Below are 16245 nucleotides of genomic sequence, written 5' to 3'. Positions count from 1 at the left end.
CCGAAGTGACTCGTTGGCTGGGCAGGATAGAGCGACCGTCGCCGGACGGTATATACCAGAGACTCCCGAATATTTGATCATTGATCCGATTCTTGGCAGCTAACCAGCACATTCGCAGAATGTATATTATGTTAAATTAGATATGCCAAGACATGGCCATGCTTCGTGTGGAATCCAACTGAACGCTCCACTGCCAGGCATGGCCACCGCGATTTCCCGACGGCTGTCTTTTCCTTATCGCTTGCTTTGGAGGGCTTCCAGCTCGTCCTGGTGCTCGCGAAGCTCCTGGACGGCTTCTTCGAGTTTCTCGCTGTGCTTGCGAATATCGTCCCCGTCGCCTTCGCGCTGGGCCTCGGACAATTCGTCCTGACGCTCTCGAACCTCGGTCATGCTCTCGCTGACGTCTTCTTCAGCGTCTTTGATGACGCTGTCATTGGTGCAGTGGCGCTGCACATTTTCCAGTCCCTTCTTCAAGCCTCGCACACGATGCTCATTGCCGTACTCCTCGGCGATACGAAGCTGCTTCTGGATGGCTTCCACCTTGTCCTGACAGAGTGAATCCACCTCGTCGGCAAGGGCCTGTTGTTGCCCGAAGGCAATGGGCATGGCGAGAATCATCGCGGGAAGGATGCTGCGAAAGGTCCGTTTCATGGTCATGTATCCTGTGTCATGGAGTCATACGAAAGCATGAATAACGGACGATATGTCATTTGAGCGCGCTTTGCCATGCGTATCGCGCCTGGCGGCCCAGGCCTCTGGGCAACACGACCCGGTCGGCGCCTAGATAGTCGAGAAAGCGACGGGCGGCTTGCTGCAGCGCCTCGGCCATGCCGTCGGGAAGCCGGGATGAGACGATATCGTCTTCCCAATGCCAGGCAAGAATGGTCAGGGTGCCCTCTCGGCATTGGGCATCGAATCGCGCGACGAACCGATCCTGCCACAGCACCGGCAGTACGTAATAACCCCAACGCCGTTGTTTCCGGGGCTTGTAGACCTCCCAGACGTAATCGAAGCCGAAGACTCGGGAAATGCCGCGTCGATCCCACATCAGCGGATCGAGTGGCGCGAGAAAACGCATGCCTTGATCCGAGTCGTTGAACGAGCCGGCATCATCCAGGCATGAAACGGCCTCGGGAGTGGCCCAGTGACACTCGCCTGCCACATCCAAGGCGACCAATTTTCCCTGGTCGAGCGCTCGGGACGCGATACGGTCGCGTTCGGTGCGTTGACAAGGGAGCAACCAGACAGCGGCATCGGCCGCCGGACGCAATAGCCCGGCAGCCTGAACGCGACGCACGATCAAGTGCTCCAGGGCGTCATCTTCGTCGCGCTCCACCGTGCAGGCACCATTCGGCAGCACGCGCTCGGGCAGATCATAAGCGTGCCGACCACCGACGCGATGATGCGTCATCAAGCGTCCGGAATCCCACAGTGCCTTGAGCAGATGGCGTGAGCGCTTGGGGCCATACCAGCTGCCGCGCAAGGCCGGATCGGATCGTTGATCGCCCAATTCAAGGCTGGTCGAGGGGCCTTGCTGTGTTACCTGATCGAGAAGGTTTCGGGCTTCCGGCGAGTCGATGTCCACGCCGCGCTGTTGCCAACGCCGCGCGAACCAGTGATGGAAAGGAGCTTGAGCCCACCACTGATCGGGAGGAATCAGGCTGGCCTGCTTGTCCCACCCGTCGACCAGCAGTCGGCGACGATAGGCAGCATCTTGCCAGTCGCCCTGCCGATAACCCGGCACGCGTGATTGCAGCACCAGATCGGGATTGGTGCCGAGCGGCGCAAGCGGGTCGAACTGAATGGTGCCCAGCCGCTGGATCACCGTCGCCAGCGACCCCTGTCGGCCATGATGGCGGGCCAGCAGGCGCCGGGCATCGGGGAGCCCCAGGCTGAGGCGTTGCTGTGCAGTCATCGTTGGTCCTTGGCAATCGGATGTGCGGGCGGCCCGGCCGCCTCCTGATGTCGAAGCATCTTGCAGTCTAACAGCTTGCCGCCCTCCTCAGCCGGCTCAGTCCATGTGTCATGCCATGTGTGGGCGACGCAGCGCCTGAGCCAGCATGGCGGTCAGGATCGCCACGGCAGCGACGATGAGGCCGGCTGCCGTCCACCCATGCCACTCGATGGCGTCGCCGATGGCCACGGGACCGATGACCTGCCCAAGGTTGCTTCCCTGCATCAAGAGTCCGACGACCAGAGGCGTCAAGACAGTCCTTGGTGCAAAGATCGGGGCACTGGCCAGCAAGGTGGCGGGTATCAAGCCACCGACCGCCAGAAACAGCATGCACAGCAAGAACGTCGGCAACGCCGGTAACATTGACAGGAAGATTCCCAATCCGGTCACGCCCATGATCAGCGAGGCCGCCGCCAGCAAGAAAACTCGCCCCACTCCGCGTGCAAGCAGGGTTCCTGCGGCGAGGTTGCCGAGGATATTGGCACTGGTGGCCAGAGCGCTCAACGCACCGGCGGCTTGGTGGCTGACCGCCATGCGTTCCATCAGCAGGATCGGCAAAAAGCTGAACAGCGCAAAGAACATCAGGTTATAGAAAGCGAAGACTCCGGCGAGCACCAGGGGAGCCGGCGTGCGCAGGGTGTCGAGCATGTCCCGGAGCTTTCCATGCCATGCAATGTCTTCCCTCGCTGCAGCGGGTACCGCGAACATGACGCCCAAGGCCATGATCGCCGCAATCACGGCACTGCCCCACCATAGGATGCGCCAGGCCTCGAACCAGGGGCCGACAAGCATGGCCAGCGCCATGCCCCCCGGCATGAAGCAGCTCCACATGGCGAACGCGAGCGCCTGATGGCGAGTGTCGACGACGTACGGAAGTATCGCGGGCGCCGCCACGATGATGATCAAAAACCCCGCTCCTTCGACCACGCGTGACACCAGCAGCAGCGTGAAACCTGGTGCCAGTGCGCCCAATATGGCACCCAACACTAGGCAACCCAGCCCTGCCAGCAGCATGCGCTTGTGGCCGAAGGCAGCGACCACTGTACCGACCGGCATGCCGCCCAGCAGGCCGAGGAACGAAAAGATGCCCATCAGCCAGCCGGCCGCTGCCAGCCCGACACTCATGTCCTGTTGAATCAAGGGAGTGGCGATCGCCACCTTGCCGACCTGCAAAGAGGCGGCGATGCCGGAACCGATGATCAGCATGACGGCATGCCAATCGGTGGAGATCGATGCGGTTCTGGGAGTCAGGGAAGTATCCATGCAACACCTCGATCACGGAGAAGCGAAACGTCCATCGAGGGGCAGGATAGTGTCGTTGCCTTATGCTGGGGAGTGATAAAATTTTTATCAAATTGATCATGGGAGATGATCATGCTGGATGCCCTCACCTTCGACCAACTGCGCACCTTCGTCGCTGTGGCCGACAGCGGCAGTTTTCGCGCCGGTGCGGCACGTCTAGCCCGCGTTCAATCCGGTGTCAGCGTGGCGATCGCCAATCTCGAGGCACAATTGGAGGTCTCGCTGTTCGATCGCTCGGGCCATCGCCCGATATTGACGCCGGAAGGACGCGCCCTGCTGGAGAACGCACGGGATATATTATTGCGTGTCGACGCGATGCGAGCACGGGCCCACGGGCTGGGCGAAGGTGTCGAGCTGGCGTTGCCCCTAGTCGTCGATACCCTGTTTCCCATCCATCAAGTGGGCAAGGCCATGACCGAAACCCTGGCCCACTACCCCTCCGTCGCCTTCAGGGTCGACGTCGAACCCCTGGCAGGTCCCCTGCAGGCATTGCTCGACGAGCGTTGCGCACTGGCCATCATGGTGGGCGATCACTTTCGTGACCCACGTGTCGAACTCGAGGCGCTCTCGCCGGTGGAGCTCGTCGCCGTCGTGGCGTCGGAGCATCCATTGGCGCGCCATGACGAACCTCTCGACAGCCTGCATCTCGCCGATCACCTCCAGATCGTGCAATCTGACCCATCGCCCCCTTCCCGGGGACGCGACTTCGGTGTCATCTCGACACGCACCTGTCGCGTGAACACCCAGGACACCAAGCACGCGCTCATCCTCGCCGGCGTCGGTTGGGGGTACCTCCCTGTATGGCAGGTCGAGCGGGATCTTCGTGCAGGTCGGCTGGCAGAGCTGGCAGTGCGAGGCAGGCACGGTCGTCGACGCCGCTCCGACGCCTATCTCGCCCGGCGCGTCGATGCGCCATTCGGCCCCGCCGCGAGGTTGCTGGCCGAAGCGCTTGGCCGACGTCCCGATTGAGCGAGCACGTCCGGTGCGGCGCCTGCCTCAAGCCCGAAGCCTGTCGTGCCTTGCCTCAGCACGTACTGCACCGGGCGAGCGGCCCGTCACTCGCTTGTAGGCGCGGCTGAAGGCTGCCTGAGAGCCATAGCCGAGGCGTTGGGCGACGACGTCGATGGGCTGGGCGTCCCGACCGATCCACTGAGTGGCCAGGTGCATGCGCAACTCGGTCATGTAGCGATGAGGAGTCAGCCCGGTGACGGTCAAGAAGCGCTCGGCGAAGACCGATCGCGAGCTGCCCATCTGCTTTGCCAGCTCGGCGACCGTCCATTGACGCCCGGGCTCGCGATGCATGGCGGCGATAACGCGTCCCAGTCTGGGATCGCGCAGGGCCTCGACCCAACCGGAGGCATCACCACAGCCACACTCGACCCAACCACGCACGATGAAGGCCGAGACGACATCGGCAAGACGCGACAGAATGCTCGCGAAGCCTGCCCGCTCGGCCTTGGCTTCGCGTTCCATGGCCTGGAGAATCGGCAGCATCTCGGGATGGCGCTCCAGGAGCGTATCGACGCGCATCACCTCAGGCATCAAGCCGACGAGCGGATGCATGCCGCCGAGATCGAACTCCATGCAACCGCTGAAGATGACGACCCCGTTTTCCTGACAAGCTTCGGGAGAACCGTTGCGCACTGCACTGACGGCCTTGCAGAGAGGAGCGGCCTCGCAGCTGGCGATATCACGACTGGCGGATTGATCCGGCGACGAAAGCAGCGCGTGAGGGCCGCCACGCGGCAGGAGCACCGCATCGCCGGCCTCGAGGCGATGCATGGCACCGCCGGGGCTGCGCAGATACACCGGTCCTCGGGCAATGAAGTGAAAGTGGGCCCATCCAGCGATGGTGCCAAACCCTTCGATACCGAAGGGGGGAGCGGCTTGAATGCGGCGGTATTGGATGCCGCTCAGACGCATGCCGCGAAGAAGCTCGCTGACCAGGTCATTGGGCACGCCCCGATCATCGCTGGAGTGACGACAGCTGGACGATGAGTCAATCATGGCGCGATCATAGGCATGAAGAATCCGGCATGTCCAGCCTCTGGCGATCCGCACCGGTGAGATCGAAGCGACCAACGAAGCGCCCCCGATCAATGACCGGGGGCGCTTCGTGCGAGATGGCAGACGACGATGCCGGTTTACAGCGGCTTATGGTCGTCGGCTTCATCGGCAGGTGCGTAGGAACCGTCTTCACGGTGCACTTCGTTGCCGGTCAGGCCCGGTGTGAACACGCAGGCCAGGTGCATGGTCTTGCTGGCACGCAGCAGGTGCTCGTCGTGCTGGTCGAGAATGTAGATGTCACCCGGCTTGATGGGCCAGATCTTGCCATCGGCCAGGGTTTCCACTTCACCTTCCCCCTCGATGCAGTAGACCGCTTCGAAGTGGTGCTTATAGTGGATGTGGGTCTCGGTGCCCTCGAAGATGCGGGTGATATGGAAGGAGCAATTGCCGCCATCCTCGGCCAGCGACAGACGGGTGCTGTCCCAGTTGCCGTTTTCGGCGGTGACCAGACGGTCGGTCTGGCGCGCTTCTTCGAGATTGCGAACGATCATGTCGATTCTCCGGTGAATCAGTGACTGGCCGGCCACACACTGGCCGGCCGATACAGTGATGCCATGGGCTGGCCCCATGGCGAACCTCAGGCGATCAGCCGAAGGCCTGCTTGGTGCTGGCTTCGAGAATGTCCAGCCCCTCGACCAGGTCTTCGTCGGGAATGGTCAGCGGGCACAGGCACTTGACCACTTCGCCATCCTGACCGCTGGTTTCGATGATCAAGCCGTTCTCGAACGCCTGATGGGTGATCTTGTCGGCGATATCGCCGGAACCCACGTCGATGCCGCGCATCAGGCCACGGCCACGCTCGGAGGCCTCGATGCCCTGCTCGTTCAGCCAGGCGGCAATCTTGCCGAAGCGCTCCTCGACAACACGTGCCTTGCGCTGCACATCGCGCTCGAAGGTGTCGTCGCTCCAGTACTTGCGCATGGCGGCAGCGGCGGTGGCAAAGGCCAGGTTGAAGCCACGGAAGGTGCCGTTGTACTGACCGGGCTTCCACTTGTCGAGTTCGGGGCGCATCAGCACGTGAGCGAACGGCAGGCCGTAACCGGACAGCGACTTGGAGTTGGTCACGATGTCCGGCGTGATGCCGGCATGCTCGAAGCTGAAGAACTTGCCGGTCCGGCCGCAACCCGCCTGGATGTCGTCGATGATCAGCAGGATGTCATGGGCGCGGCAGATGCTCTCGAGCCGCTTGAGCCACTCCAGACCGGCGACGTTGATGCCGCCCTCGCCCTGCACCGTCTCGACGATCACTGCCGCCGGCACGTCCAGACCACCAGACTTGTCGCCAAGCAGCTTCTCGAAATAGTCGAGGGTATCGGCACTGCTGCCGAGGTAACCATCGAACGGCATGAAGGACGCCGCCTGGGTCGGCACGCCGCCGGTGGCCTCGCGGAACTTGCGATTGCCGGTCGTCGCCAGCGCCCCCATGGTGACGCCGTGGAAACCGTTGGTGAAGGAGACGATGTTGTGACGGCCCTTGGCGACGCGCGCCAGGCGAATGGCCGCCTCGACGGCATTGGTCCCCGTCGGCCCGGGCAGGTGGACCTTGTACTCGAGACCACGCGGCTTGAGGATCACCTCTTCCAGGGTTTCGAGGTAGTCGCGCTTGGCGGCCGTCCAGAAGTCCAGCCCGTGAACGATGCCGTCGCTGTCGAGATAGTCGAGCAGGGCCTGCTTGAGATGCGGGTTGTTGTGGCCATAGTTCAGGGTGCCGGCGCCTGCCAGGAAGTCGATGTACTCGCGACCATCCTCGTCGGTCAGACGAGCATTGCGTGCCTTGGTGAAGACCACCGGAAAGGAGCGAGAGTAGGTCCGGACGTCGGACTCCATGCGTTCGAGGGTCTGGGTCTGCATTGCGACCTCCTGTGGGATGAAAGTGATGAATCGAGAAGACGGGCAGCCGGCCCGTACCGGGCCGGCGCGGCGGCGTGCCGGCTCAGATCTGGTCGGTCTGGAACGGGCCGATGCGAACGAGATTTTCCGGGTCATGCTCACCGCCGAGTTGATCGGTGGAGAAGTATTCGCGGCTGTTCAACGGCGCCTGCCAGCGGTCGGCAAGACGACGGAACAGGCCCCAGGAGGCTTGGTTGTCAGGCGTTATCGTGGTTTCGAGGTGGTGCACCTCGGCCATTTCCGGGCGCGTCATCACGGCCTCCACCAGGCGGCGGGCCAGGCCGGTGCCGCGTGCCTTCTCGCCTACGGCGACCTGCCAGAGGAAATAGGTGTCAGGCGCATTGCTCTTCACGTAGCCGGAAACGAAACCGACGATCTCCCCTTCCTCGTTGGTGGCCACGGCACAACTGTCGCGAAACTGCGTGGCCAGCAACAGATAGGCGTAGGCAGAGTTGACGTCGAGAGGAGGGCAGGACTTGACCAGTTCATAGATGCCCCAGCCGTCGTCGGGGCTGGGCTTGCGAATGAAGAGCGGCGAGGCCTCGTGGCCGACCACGGCATCGGCCACGCTGGGCTTGGCCAAGTCGGCGGAGGGCGTAAAGGGCTCTGTGGTTGCGTTCATTGTCATGGTTCGCTGTAGCGAATTTGATCGGCATCATAACAGCCACTTATGGCCATTTCAAAAACCAGGTTATCTTGCTCGCTAAAATCCATAATACAAAATTATGATCTACTCCTCAGGCCGCGTCTGTGGCGGTTCCTTCCGTTTTCCATTCATGTAGCTTAGCCCACATTCGTTCTGACCATGCGCAAAACGCGACGGGCCACCCTTGAGGGTGGCCCGTCCGAATGACATCGCCATGACAAGCTGGCCCGAAGAGCGTCAGCGGCGTGTCGGGCTTCGCATGGTCACGAATTCCTCGGCGCCGGTGGGATGGATGCCCACCGTCTGGTCGAACTGCGCCTTGGTCAGCCCGGCGCGCACGGCGATGGCGATGCCCTGGATGATCTCGCCGGCCTCCTCGCCCACCATGTGAGCACCGACCACCACGTCGCTGGCGTCGTCGACGATCAACTTCATCAGGCTGCGCTCGCTGCTGCCGGAGAGCGTGTGCTTCATGGGACGGAAGTCGGCACTGTAGACGCGAATTGCCTCGAAACGCTCACGGGCCGCCTCTTCCGAGAGACCAACGGTACCGATGTTGGGATGGCAGAACACGGCAGTCGCCACACGTTCGTAATCCAGCGACTCGGGGGTGGAGTCGCCAAAGTGGTGCTCGACCAGCTTCATGGCCTCTTCCAGCGCCACCGGCGTCAGTTCGGGGCCACCTGTGACATCACCGAGTGCGAGGATCGAAGGCACCGAGGTCTCGAAACGCTCGTTGACCTTGAGGGAGCCATCGTCGTTGGTCGCGACATCGAGGCGGTCGAGGCCAAGCCCCGCCAGATGCGGCCGACGCCCGGTGGCGGCGAGCACGGCATCGACTTCCAGCACGCGACCGTCGGTGAGGGTAACCTTGAGGCCGCCCGCCACCTTTTCGATGGCTTCGATGTTGGTGTTGAAATGCAGATTGACGCCCTTCTTGGCCATCTCGTCGCGGGTGAATTCACGCACCTCGTTGTCGAACCTGCGCAGGAACAGCTCGCCGCGATAGACGAGATGGGACTCGCTGCCCAATCCATTGAAGATGCTGGCGAACTCCACGGCAATGTAGCCGCCGCCGAGCACCAGGAAGCGCTGCGGGAAGTCGTCGAGATCGAAGATCTGGTTGGAGTTCAGGGTCAACTCGTTGCCCGGGAAATCCGGCACCCAGGGCCAGCCGCCCACGGCGACCAGGATCTTCTCGGCACTGATCGTCTCACCACCGACCTCGACGTGGTGTGCGTCGACCACACTGGCGCGACCATTGATCAGGCGCACGCCGGCATTATCCAGCAGGCGACCATAGATGCCATTGAGGCGCTTGATCTCGCCGATCTTGTTGTCACGCAGGGTCGCCCAGTCGAATGACGGTTCCTCGGCCAATTGCCAGCCGAACCCACCGGAATCCTCGAAGGCTTCATGGAAGTGGGCCGCATAGGAATACAGCTTCTTCGGCACGCAGCCGACATTGACGCAGGTGCCACCGAGATAACGGTCCTCGGCGACGGCAACCCGAGCTCCGGTGGCGGCGGCAGTGCGGGCGGCACGCACACCGCCGGACCCCGCTCCGATGACGAACAGGTCATAGTCGAAATCTGACACGCGATTCTCCTGTAAACGGTCGGGCCCCATTCAGGCCCTGTGGGCAATGGCGCGATCATACCAGCCAAGGTGGCACCCCGGGAGAGCGGTTGACCCGCATCCCCGCTGACGGTAAAAGAAGGCTCCTTCGTCTTTCGTCCCATCCTTGCCGGAGCCCGACCATGAGCAATGACATCGATACCCTGCTGGAAAACAACCGTGCCTGGGCGGAGCAGATGTGTCGCGACGATCCCGATTTCTTCGCTCGCCTGGCACGGCAGCAGACGCCTGAATACCTGTGGATCGGCTGTTCCGACAGCCGCGTGCCGGCCAACCAGATCATCGACCTGCCGCCCGGGGAGGTGTTCGTCCATCGCAACGTCGCCAACCTGCTCCACCACAACGACATGAACGCCCTTTCGGTGGTGCAGTTCGCCGTGGATGTGCTCAAGGTCAAGCACATCATGATCGTCGGCCACTATGGTTGCGGCGGCATTCGTGCGGCGGTCACCGGAGGCGAGTGCGGTATCGTCGATTACTGGCTGCATTCGGTACGCGACCTCTACAGCCAGCATCGTGCCTCGCTGTCCTCGCTGTCGCAGGATGAGCAGGTCGACCGCATGTGCGAACTCAATGTCGAGGCCCAGGTCAAGAACCTGTGCCGTACCAAGATCATTCAACGTGCCTGGCAACGTGGCCAGGAGCTCTCCGTCCATGGCTGGGTCTATGGCCTGAGCGATGGGCGCGTCACCGACCTGGAATGCAGTGTCCACGGACTCGATCAGGTCGCCCAACTGTACCGTATCGACCGCGTCACGCCCGCCAGCGAAGACTGAGCGCCCTCCTCGCGCCCGGCATCGTTATTCGCCGGGCGCATGGGGTGTGTCACAATTTCGATTGTGCGCTTCCCCCTAACCTCTCTATGTTGGTGAATGGAGCATAATGGTCATCACGACCGTCGGCCGTGATACCGATAACAATCCATCCGGCATGGAACGACACATGACAATCAAGAAGACTCTGCTGGCTAGCGTCATCGGCGCCGCCATGACCTCCGCTGCCCTCGCCCCGGCCGCCCAGGCCAACACCACCCTGCGCATGGCCTATGATGCCGATCCGGTATCGCTGGATATCCACGAGCAACTGTCCGGCGGGATCCTGCAGCTTTCGCACATGACCTTCGACCCGCTGGTGCGCTGGACCAAGGATCTCGAGATCGAGCCGCGGTTGGCCACCGACTGGGAACGGGTCGACGACACCACCCTACGTATGACACTGCGTGAAGGCGTCGAATTCCACAGCGGCAATGCCTTTACCGCCGAGGACGTGGTCTGGACCATCGATCGACTCAAGCGCAGCCCCGATTTCAAGGCGATCTTCGCGCCCATCGAGGGTGCCACGGCGGTCGACGCGCATACCCTCGAGATCAAGACCAAGAAGCCCTACCCGCTGCTGCTCAACCTGGCGACCTACATCTTCCCGATGGACAGCCAGTTCTACTCCGGTGAAGACAGTGACGGGGATCCCAAGGACGAGATCGTCAAGAACGGCAACTCCTACGCCTCGCGACATCAGTCCGGTACCGGTCCTTATGAGGTCACCGAACGGCAGCAAGGCGTGCGCGTCGTCTTCGAGCGCAACGATGACTACTGGGACGAGCAGTCCCCGGGCAACGTCGACAAGATCGAACTGACACCGATCAGCGAGAACGCCACGCGAGTGGCCGCCCTGCTCTCCGGCGATGTCGACTTCATCGCGCCGGTGCCGCCCAACGATCTGGAACGCGTCCGTCAGGACGACGACGCCAAGCTGGTCACCATGTCCGGCACCCGCATCATCCTCTTTCACATGAATCAGGAACGCGTCGAGGCTTTCAAGGATAAGCGGGTTCGTCAGGCCTTCGCCTATGCCATCAATCAGGAAGGCATCGCCGACCGACTGATGAAGGGCTTCGCCACGCCGGCGGCCCAGCTCTCGCCTGAAGGCTATGCGGGGCACAACGATGAACTGGAGCCGCGCTACGACCTGGAGAAGGCCAAGCAGCTGATGGCCGAGGCCGGTTACGAGGATGGCTTCGAGATCACCATGATGGCGCCCAACAACCGCTACGTGAACGATGCCAAGATCGCTCAGGCGGTTGCGGCCATGCTGGCACGCATCAACGTGACGGTGGATCTCAAGACCCTGCCCAAGGCTCAATACTGGGGCGAGTACGATGATCGGGTTGCCGACATGATGATGATCGGCTGGCATGCCGACACCGAAGACTCGGCCAACTTCCACGAATACCTCACGGCCTGCCCGGACGCCGATTCCGGCGCCGGCCAGTACAACGCCGGCAACTACTGCAACCCCGAGGTCGACAAGCTGGTCTCCGAGGCCAATCTTGAGCTCGACCAGGCGAAGCGTGCCGAGATGTTGCAGCAGATGGAGCAGACGCTGTACGACGAGGCCGCCTTCATCCCTCTACATTGGCAGAACCTTGCCTGGGCCGCCGATACCAACGTCGATCTCGAGCCGATCGTCAACGTGATGAACTTCCCCTACCTCGGGGATCTCGTCGTCGAAGAAGAGTAATACCCTTCCGCCGTCTCTCGCCTGACCGTGGGCGAGAGACGGCGATTCGACACCCCGCTCCGAGACACGCTCCCCGCAGGGGGCGTGTCACCGCGTGCTCGGGCCTTTCTCGACAATGGAACGCCACTCATGATCGCTTTTCTGATCAAGCGCCTCTTTCATGCGCTGCTGGTGATGTTCGTCATCAGCGTGATCGCCTTCGCCATACAAGACAATCTGGGCGACCCCATCCAACAGATGGTCGGCCAATCCGTGCCGGAGAGCGAACGCGAGGCACTGCGTGAAGAGCTCGGCCTCAACGATCCCTTCCTGGTCCAGTACCTGCGTTTCGCCGTCAATGCCGCGCATTTCGACTTCGGCTACTCCTACGTCTTCAACCAGCCGACCACTGACGTCGTGCTGCGCCATCTACCGGCAACCCTGGAACTGGTGGCCGCCGCCACTTTCCTGATCATCGTGCTGTCTGTGCCCATCGGCGTCTATAGCGCCATCAAGCCACGTGCCTGGCTGTCGCGTTTCTTCATGGGCGTCTCGATCGTCGGCATCTCGATTCCGGTCTTTCTCACCGCCATCGTGCTGATCCAGCTGTTCGCCATCGGCGTCAGCTGGACGCCCTTCCCTGCTGACACCGGCTGGGGCGCCTGGCTCAATGACCTGATCACCACCGAGGGCGGCATGCCGGCCTATGGTCGAGGGGATCCGGTGCCCGTCTTCGGTACTTGGGAAACCAACTTCGCCTCCCTGGAGGGGCTGTCCTACCTGGTTCTGCCGGCCATCTCCCTGGCTTCGATCATGCTGCCGCTGTTCATCCGCCTGATCCGCGCCGAGATGCTCGAGGTGCTGCAGTCCGACTACGTGAAGTTCGCCCGTGCCAAGGGCATCTCGCCGCGTCGCATCTACTTCCTGCATGCACTGAAGAACACCATGCTGCCGGTGATCACCGTGGGCGGTGTACAGATCGGGACCCTGGTGGCCTACACCATCCTGACCGAGACGGTGTTCCAGTGGCCCGGCATGGGCCTGATGTTCCTCGATGCCATCGAACGTTCCGACATACCGCTGATCGTCACCTACCTGATGATCGTGGGGCTGATCTTCGTGATCACCAACACTCTGGTCGATCTCATCTATGGCCTGATCAACCCCACCGTCAAGCTGACAGGAAAACCCGCATGACCACGCTGACGTCTCGCCCCAAGAGTCGTTGGGAACGCTTTTGCGATTCCTACCTGCTCTATAGTTTCAAGCGCGATCTGATCGCCCAGGTCAGCCTGCTGGTGTTCATCGCTTTGGTCGCCGTTGCGGTTCTCGCGCCCTGGCTGGCGCCGATGAATCCCTATGACCTTTCACAGATCGACATCCTTGCCTCGGAATTGCCTCCCTTCTGGGTGGATGGCAGCGATCCGGCCTACCTCATGGGAACCGATGCCCAGGGGCGCGATCTGTTGTCGACCATCCTGTACGGTGCGCGCGTATCACTGATCATCGGTTTCGGTGCCGTACTCATGCAGGCAACCTTGGGAGTATGCTTCGGCCTGCTGGCCGGCTACCTGGGCGGTCGTGTCGATGCCTTCCTGATGCGACTGGCCGACATCCAGTTGTCCTTTTCCACCCTGATGGTGGCCATCGTGGTCGGCGCCCTGTTCAAGGCGATCTTCGGTGGCGGCACCTTCAGTGACTACGCCGTCCCCTTGCTGGTACTGATCATCGGCCTGGCCGAATGGCCGCAGTACGCACGAACCGTGCGCGCCTCGGTCCTTGCCGAGAAAGGCAAGGAATACGTCGACGCCGCACGGGTAATGGGCCTGTCGAGCCGACGCATCATGTTCCGGCATATCCTGCCCAACACGCTGTCGCCGATCTTCGTCATCTCCACTGTACAGGTGGCCAACGCCATCATCTCGGAGGCGGCACTGTCCTTCCTCGGCCTCGGCATGCCCGAGACCCAGCCGTCGCTGGGCTCGCTGATCAAGTCCGGCTTCGACTACCTCCAGTCCGGCTCCTGGTGGATCACCCTGATCCCCGGCGTGGTGCTGGTGGTGCTGGTGCTGGTGATCAATCTGCTCGGCGACTGGCTGCGCGATGTGCTCAATCCGCGACTCTACAAGGGCTGAATCTCATGTCTCTACTCGACGTTAACCACCTCGACGTGCGCTTCGCGCTGCGTGGCGGCGATGTCCGGGCACTGCGCGACGTCTGTTTCAGCCTGGATCGCGGCGAGCGGTTGGGCATTGTGGGCGAATCCGGCGCCGGCAAGTCGGTAGCCGCCTTCAGCCTGCTCAACCTGATCGCCAAGCCAGGCTACATCGCCGGCGGCAGCATCTGCTTCGACGGTCAGGAACTGATCGGGCTGAGCGATCGCAAGCTTCGCAAGGTGCGTGGTCATCGCATGTCGATGATCTTCCAGGACCCGATGATGACCCTCAATCCGGTGCTGACCATCGGTGAACAGATGGTGGAATGCCTCAAGGCGCACCGCCGGATCAGCACTCGGGAAGCGCGCAGCATCTCGCTGAACAAGCTGCAGCAGGTCCAGATTCCCTCGCCCGAGGCCCGACTGGATCAGTATCCCCACGAACTTTCCGGTGGCATGCGGCAGCGTGTGATCATCGCCATCGCCCTGCTGCTCGATCCTGACGTCATCATTGCCGACGAGCCGACCACAGCACTGGATGTCACCATTCAAGCGGAGATCATGGCGTTGCTGCTGGAACTGTGCGAGAAACACAACGTCGGCCTGATTCTGATCACGCACGATCTCGGCGTGGTCAGCCAGGTCACTCAGCGCATGCTGGTCATGTACGCCGGTCGCGTCATCGAACAGGGCCCGACCCGCGAGATCATCAACGATCCACAGCATCCCTATACCCAAGGCTTGATCAATGCCCTGCCGCAAATGGCCACTCCCGGCTCGCGGCTCAACCAGATCCCCGGCAGCATGCCATCGCTGTCCAACCTGCCGAGCGGCTGTGCCTTCCATCCACGCTGCGCCTTCGTCGAGCGTGCCGATGGCAGCCGTCGCCAAGCCTGCCATGACCAGGTGCCCGAGTTCGTGACGTCCGGCAACTGCCAGGCTGCCTGCCACATGGTCGCCGAAATGATCGAAAGCGAACGCATTCCGGCCGAGGAGCAAGACCGATGAATTCGACCGCCACATCCCCCGTTCCGGAAACGACGCAACCCTTGCTGGCGTTGCGTGGCCTGGAAAAGCGTTTCTCTCTCTGCGGCGACTTTCTCGAACAGCTGCAATTCAAGGGCGGCAAGCTGGTTCGTCACCAGGAGCACGTGCATGCCATCAACGGCGTCGATCTGGAAATCCAGCGCGGCGAGGCATTGTGTGTGGTAGGCGAGTCAGGCTGCGGCAAATCCACCGTGGCGCGCACCGTGATGGGCTTGATCACACCGACCGCCGGTGAAATTCACTACGCCGGCCAGCGCATCGATGACCTTTCCACCAGGCAGTTGCTGCCCTATCGCCGACGCATGCAGATGATCTTCCAGAATCCGTATGCCTCGCTGAACCCGCGCATGACGATTCAGCAGACCCTGGAGGAGCCGATCCGGCTCCATCATCCCGACTGGACGGCCCAGCAGGTCAAGGACAAGGTCGGCGAGGTCATGCAGTCGGTCGGCATCGACCCGGACTGGGGAGCGCGCTACGGCCACGAATTCTCGGGCGGCCAACGCCAGCGCATCGCCATTGCCCGTGCCCTGGCGGTCGACCCCGAGTTCATCGTGGCCGACGAGCCGATCTCGGCACTGGATGTGTCCATCCAGGCCCAGGTGCTCAATCTGCTGATGGAAGCTCAGCAGCGTCACAATCTCACTTACCTGTTCATCACGCATGACCTCGCCGTCGTCGAGCATTTCGGCACCCGGGTGGCGGTGATGTATCTGGGAAGAGTCTGTGAGGTGGCACCGACCGCTACTCTCTTCGCGCGCCCGCGCCATCCTTATACCCAGGCCCTGATGTCGGCCATTCCACGACTCGAGGACGACCGTCCACAGCACATTCGTCTGGAGGGCGAGGTGCCGACGCCCGTGCACCTGCCTTCGGGATGCGTCTTCCATGGTCGTTGTCCCCACGCCAAGGCTCGCTGCCGCGAGGAAGTGCCTGCGTTGATCGAGACCGACGATGGTGGCCAGGTGGCCTGCCATGCCGTGGAAGAGGGACGTATCGGCTGAGCCCGTGGCGTTTCTGGCATAATACGAGCGTTCGAATCCAGTCGAG

The 16245-nt window shown here is 62.1% G+C and carries 15 protein-coding genes; 7 read left to right on the top strand and 8 right to left on the bottom strand.

Features of this window, described 5'->3' with window-relative positions:
* Positions 1 to 234: 234 nt before the first annotated feature.
* The 3 genes from HSDC_RS03260 to HSDC_RS03250 form a co-directional block, all read right to left on the bottom strand.
* Positions 235 to 651 carry a DUF1090 domain-containing protein gene (locus tag HSDC_RS03260; RefSeq protein WP_064698462.1) on the bottom strand — a complete coding sequence of 139 codons (417 nt, stop codon included), beginning with the start codon at positions 649 to 651 and terminating at the stop codon, positions 235 to 237.
* 55 nt (positions 652 to 706) lie between these two features.
* Positions 707 to 1915 (bottom strand): DNA glycosylase AlkZ-like family protein, encoded by a 1209-nt coding sequence (locus tag HSDC_RS03255; protein WP_064698461.1) that lies wholly within the window; start codon positions 1913 to 1915, stop codon positions 707 to 709.
* 108 nt (positions 1916 to 2023) lie between these two features.
* Positions 2024 to 3217, bottom strand: coding sequence for an MFS transporter (locus HSDC_RS03250; RefSeq protein ID WP_064698460.1), 1194 nt, complete (start codon positions 3215 to 3217; stop codon positions 2024 to 2026).
* A 111-nt stretch (positions 3218 to 3328) separates the two neighbouring features.
* On the opposite strand from HSDC_RS03250, the gene HSDC_RS03245 reads away from it, so the two are divergent.
* Positions 3329 to 4225, top strand: a complete 897-nt coding sequence (locus HSDC_RS03245) for a LysR family transcriptional regulator (protein WP_064698651.1) — start codon at positions 3329 to 3331, stop codon at positions 4223 to 4225.
* A gap of 27 nt (positions 4226 to 4252) precedes the next feature.
* On the opposite strand, the gene HSDC_RS03240 is transcribed toward HSDC_RS03245, so the two are convergent.
* The 5 genes from HSDC_RS03240 to gorA form a co-directional block, all read right to left on the bottom strand.
* Complete coding sequence (locus HSDC_RS03240; protein WP_064698459.1) at positions 4253 to 5263, bottom strand: AraC family transcriptional regulator; 1011 nt, start codon at positions 5261 to 5263, stop codon at positions 4253 to 4255.
* Positions 5264 to 5400: 137 nt separating this feature from the next.
* The gene (locus tag HSDC_RS03235; protein ID WP_064698458.1) at positions 5401 to 5814 is read right to left on the bottom strand and encodes an ectoine synthase; all 414 of its coding nucleotides are present in this window, start codon (positions 5812 to 5814) and stop codon (positions 5401 to 5403) included.
* A gap of 94 nt (positions 5815 to 5908) precedes the next feature.
* On the bottom strand, positions 5909 to 7174 hold the full coding sequence (gene ectB, locus HSDC_RS03230) for a diaminobutyrate--2-oxoglutarate transaminase (RefSeq protein ID WP_064698457.1): 1266 nt from the start codon (positions 7172 to 7174) through the stop codon (positions 5909 to 5911).
* An 82-nt stretch (positions 7175 to 7256) separates the two neighbouring features.
* The gene (ectA, locus tag HSDC_RS03225) at positions 7257 to 7835 is read right to left on the bottom strand and encodes a diaminobutyrate acetyltransferase (RefSeq protein WP_013332344.1); all 579 of its coding nucleotides are present in this window, start codon (positions 7833 to 7835) and stop codon (positions 7257 to 7259) included.
* A gap of 261 nt (positions 7836 to 8096) precedes the next feature.
* Positions 8097 to 9458: a glutathione-disulfide reductase gene (gorA, locus tag HSDC_RS03220; protein WP_244534408.1), complete on the bottom strand. Its 1362-nt coding sequence runs from the start codon at positions 9456 to 9458 to the stop codon at positions 8097 to 8099.
* 161 nt (positions 9459 to 9619) lie between these two features.
* Here gorA and can point away from each other — a divergent pair, with 161 nt between their 5' ends.
* From can to HSDC_RS03190, 6 genes are all read left to right on the top strand, one after another.
* The gene (gene can / locus HSDC_RS03215; protein ID WP_064698455.1) at positions 9620 to 10273 is read left to right on the top strand and encodes a carbonate dehydratase; all 654 of its coding nucleotides are present in this window, start codon (positions 9620 to 9622) and stop codon (positions 10271 to 10273) included.
* A 166-nt stretch (positions 10274 to 10439) separates the two neighbouring features.
* Positions 10440 to 12014, top strand: coding sequence for an ABC transporter substrate-binding protein (locus tag HSDC_RS03210; RefSeq protein ID WP_064698650.1), 1575 nt, complete (start codon positions 10440 to 10442; stop codon positions 12012 to 12014).
* Between the two features lie 129 nt (positions 12015 to 12143).
* Complete coding sequence (locus HSDC_RS03205; RefSeq protein ID WP_064698454.1) at positions 12144 to 13190, top strand: ABC transporter permease; 1047 nt, start codon at positions 12144 to 12146, stop codon at positions 13188 to 13190.
* Positions 13187 to 14128, top strand: coding sequence for an ABC transporter permease (locus HSDC_RS03200; protein ID WP_064698453.1), 942 nt, complete (start codon positions 13187 to 13189; stop codon positions 14126 to 14128). The genes HSDC_RS03205 and HSDC_RS03200 overlap by 4 nt, the downstream gene beginning before the upstream one ends.
* A 5-nt stretch (positions 14129 to 14133) precedes the next feature.
* The gene (locus tag HSDC_RS03195) at positions 14134 to 15156 is read left to right on the top strand and encodes an ABC transporter ATP-binding protein (RefSeq protein ID WP_064698452.1); all 1023 of its coding nucleotides are present in this window, start codon (positions 14134 to 14136) and stop codon (positions 15154 to 15156) included.
* Positions 15153 to 16199 (top strand): ABC transporter ATP-binding protein, encoded by a 1047-nt coding sequence (locus HSDC_RS03190; RefSeq protein WP_064698451.1) that lies wholly within the window; start codon positions 15153 to 15155, stop codon positions 16197 to 16199. The genes HSDC_RS03195 and HSDC_RS03190 overlap by 4 nt, the downstream gene beginning before the upstream one ends.
* Positions 16200 to 16245: the final 46 nt, after the last annotated feature.

It is taken from the genome of Halomonas caseinilytica (assembly GCF_001662285.1).
Classification (GTDB): Bacteria; Pseudomonadota; Gammaproteobacteria; order Pseudomonadales; family Halomonadaceae; genus Halomonas; species Halomonas caseinilytica.
The sequence above is the reverse complement of the archived record's forward strand: the minus strand, read 5'-3'. Positions and strand labels throughout refer to the sequence as shown.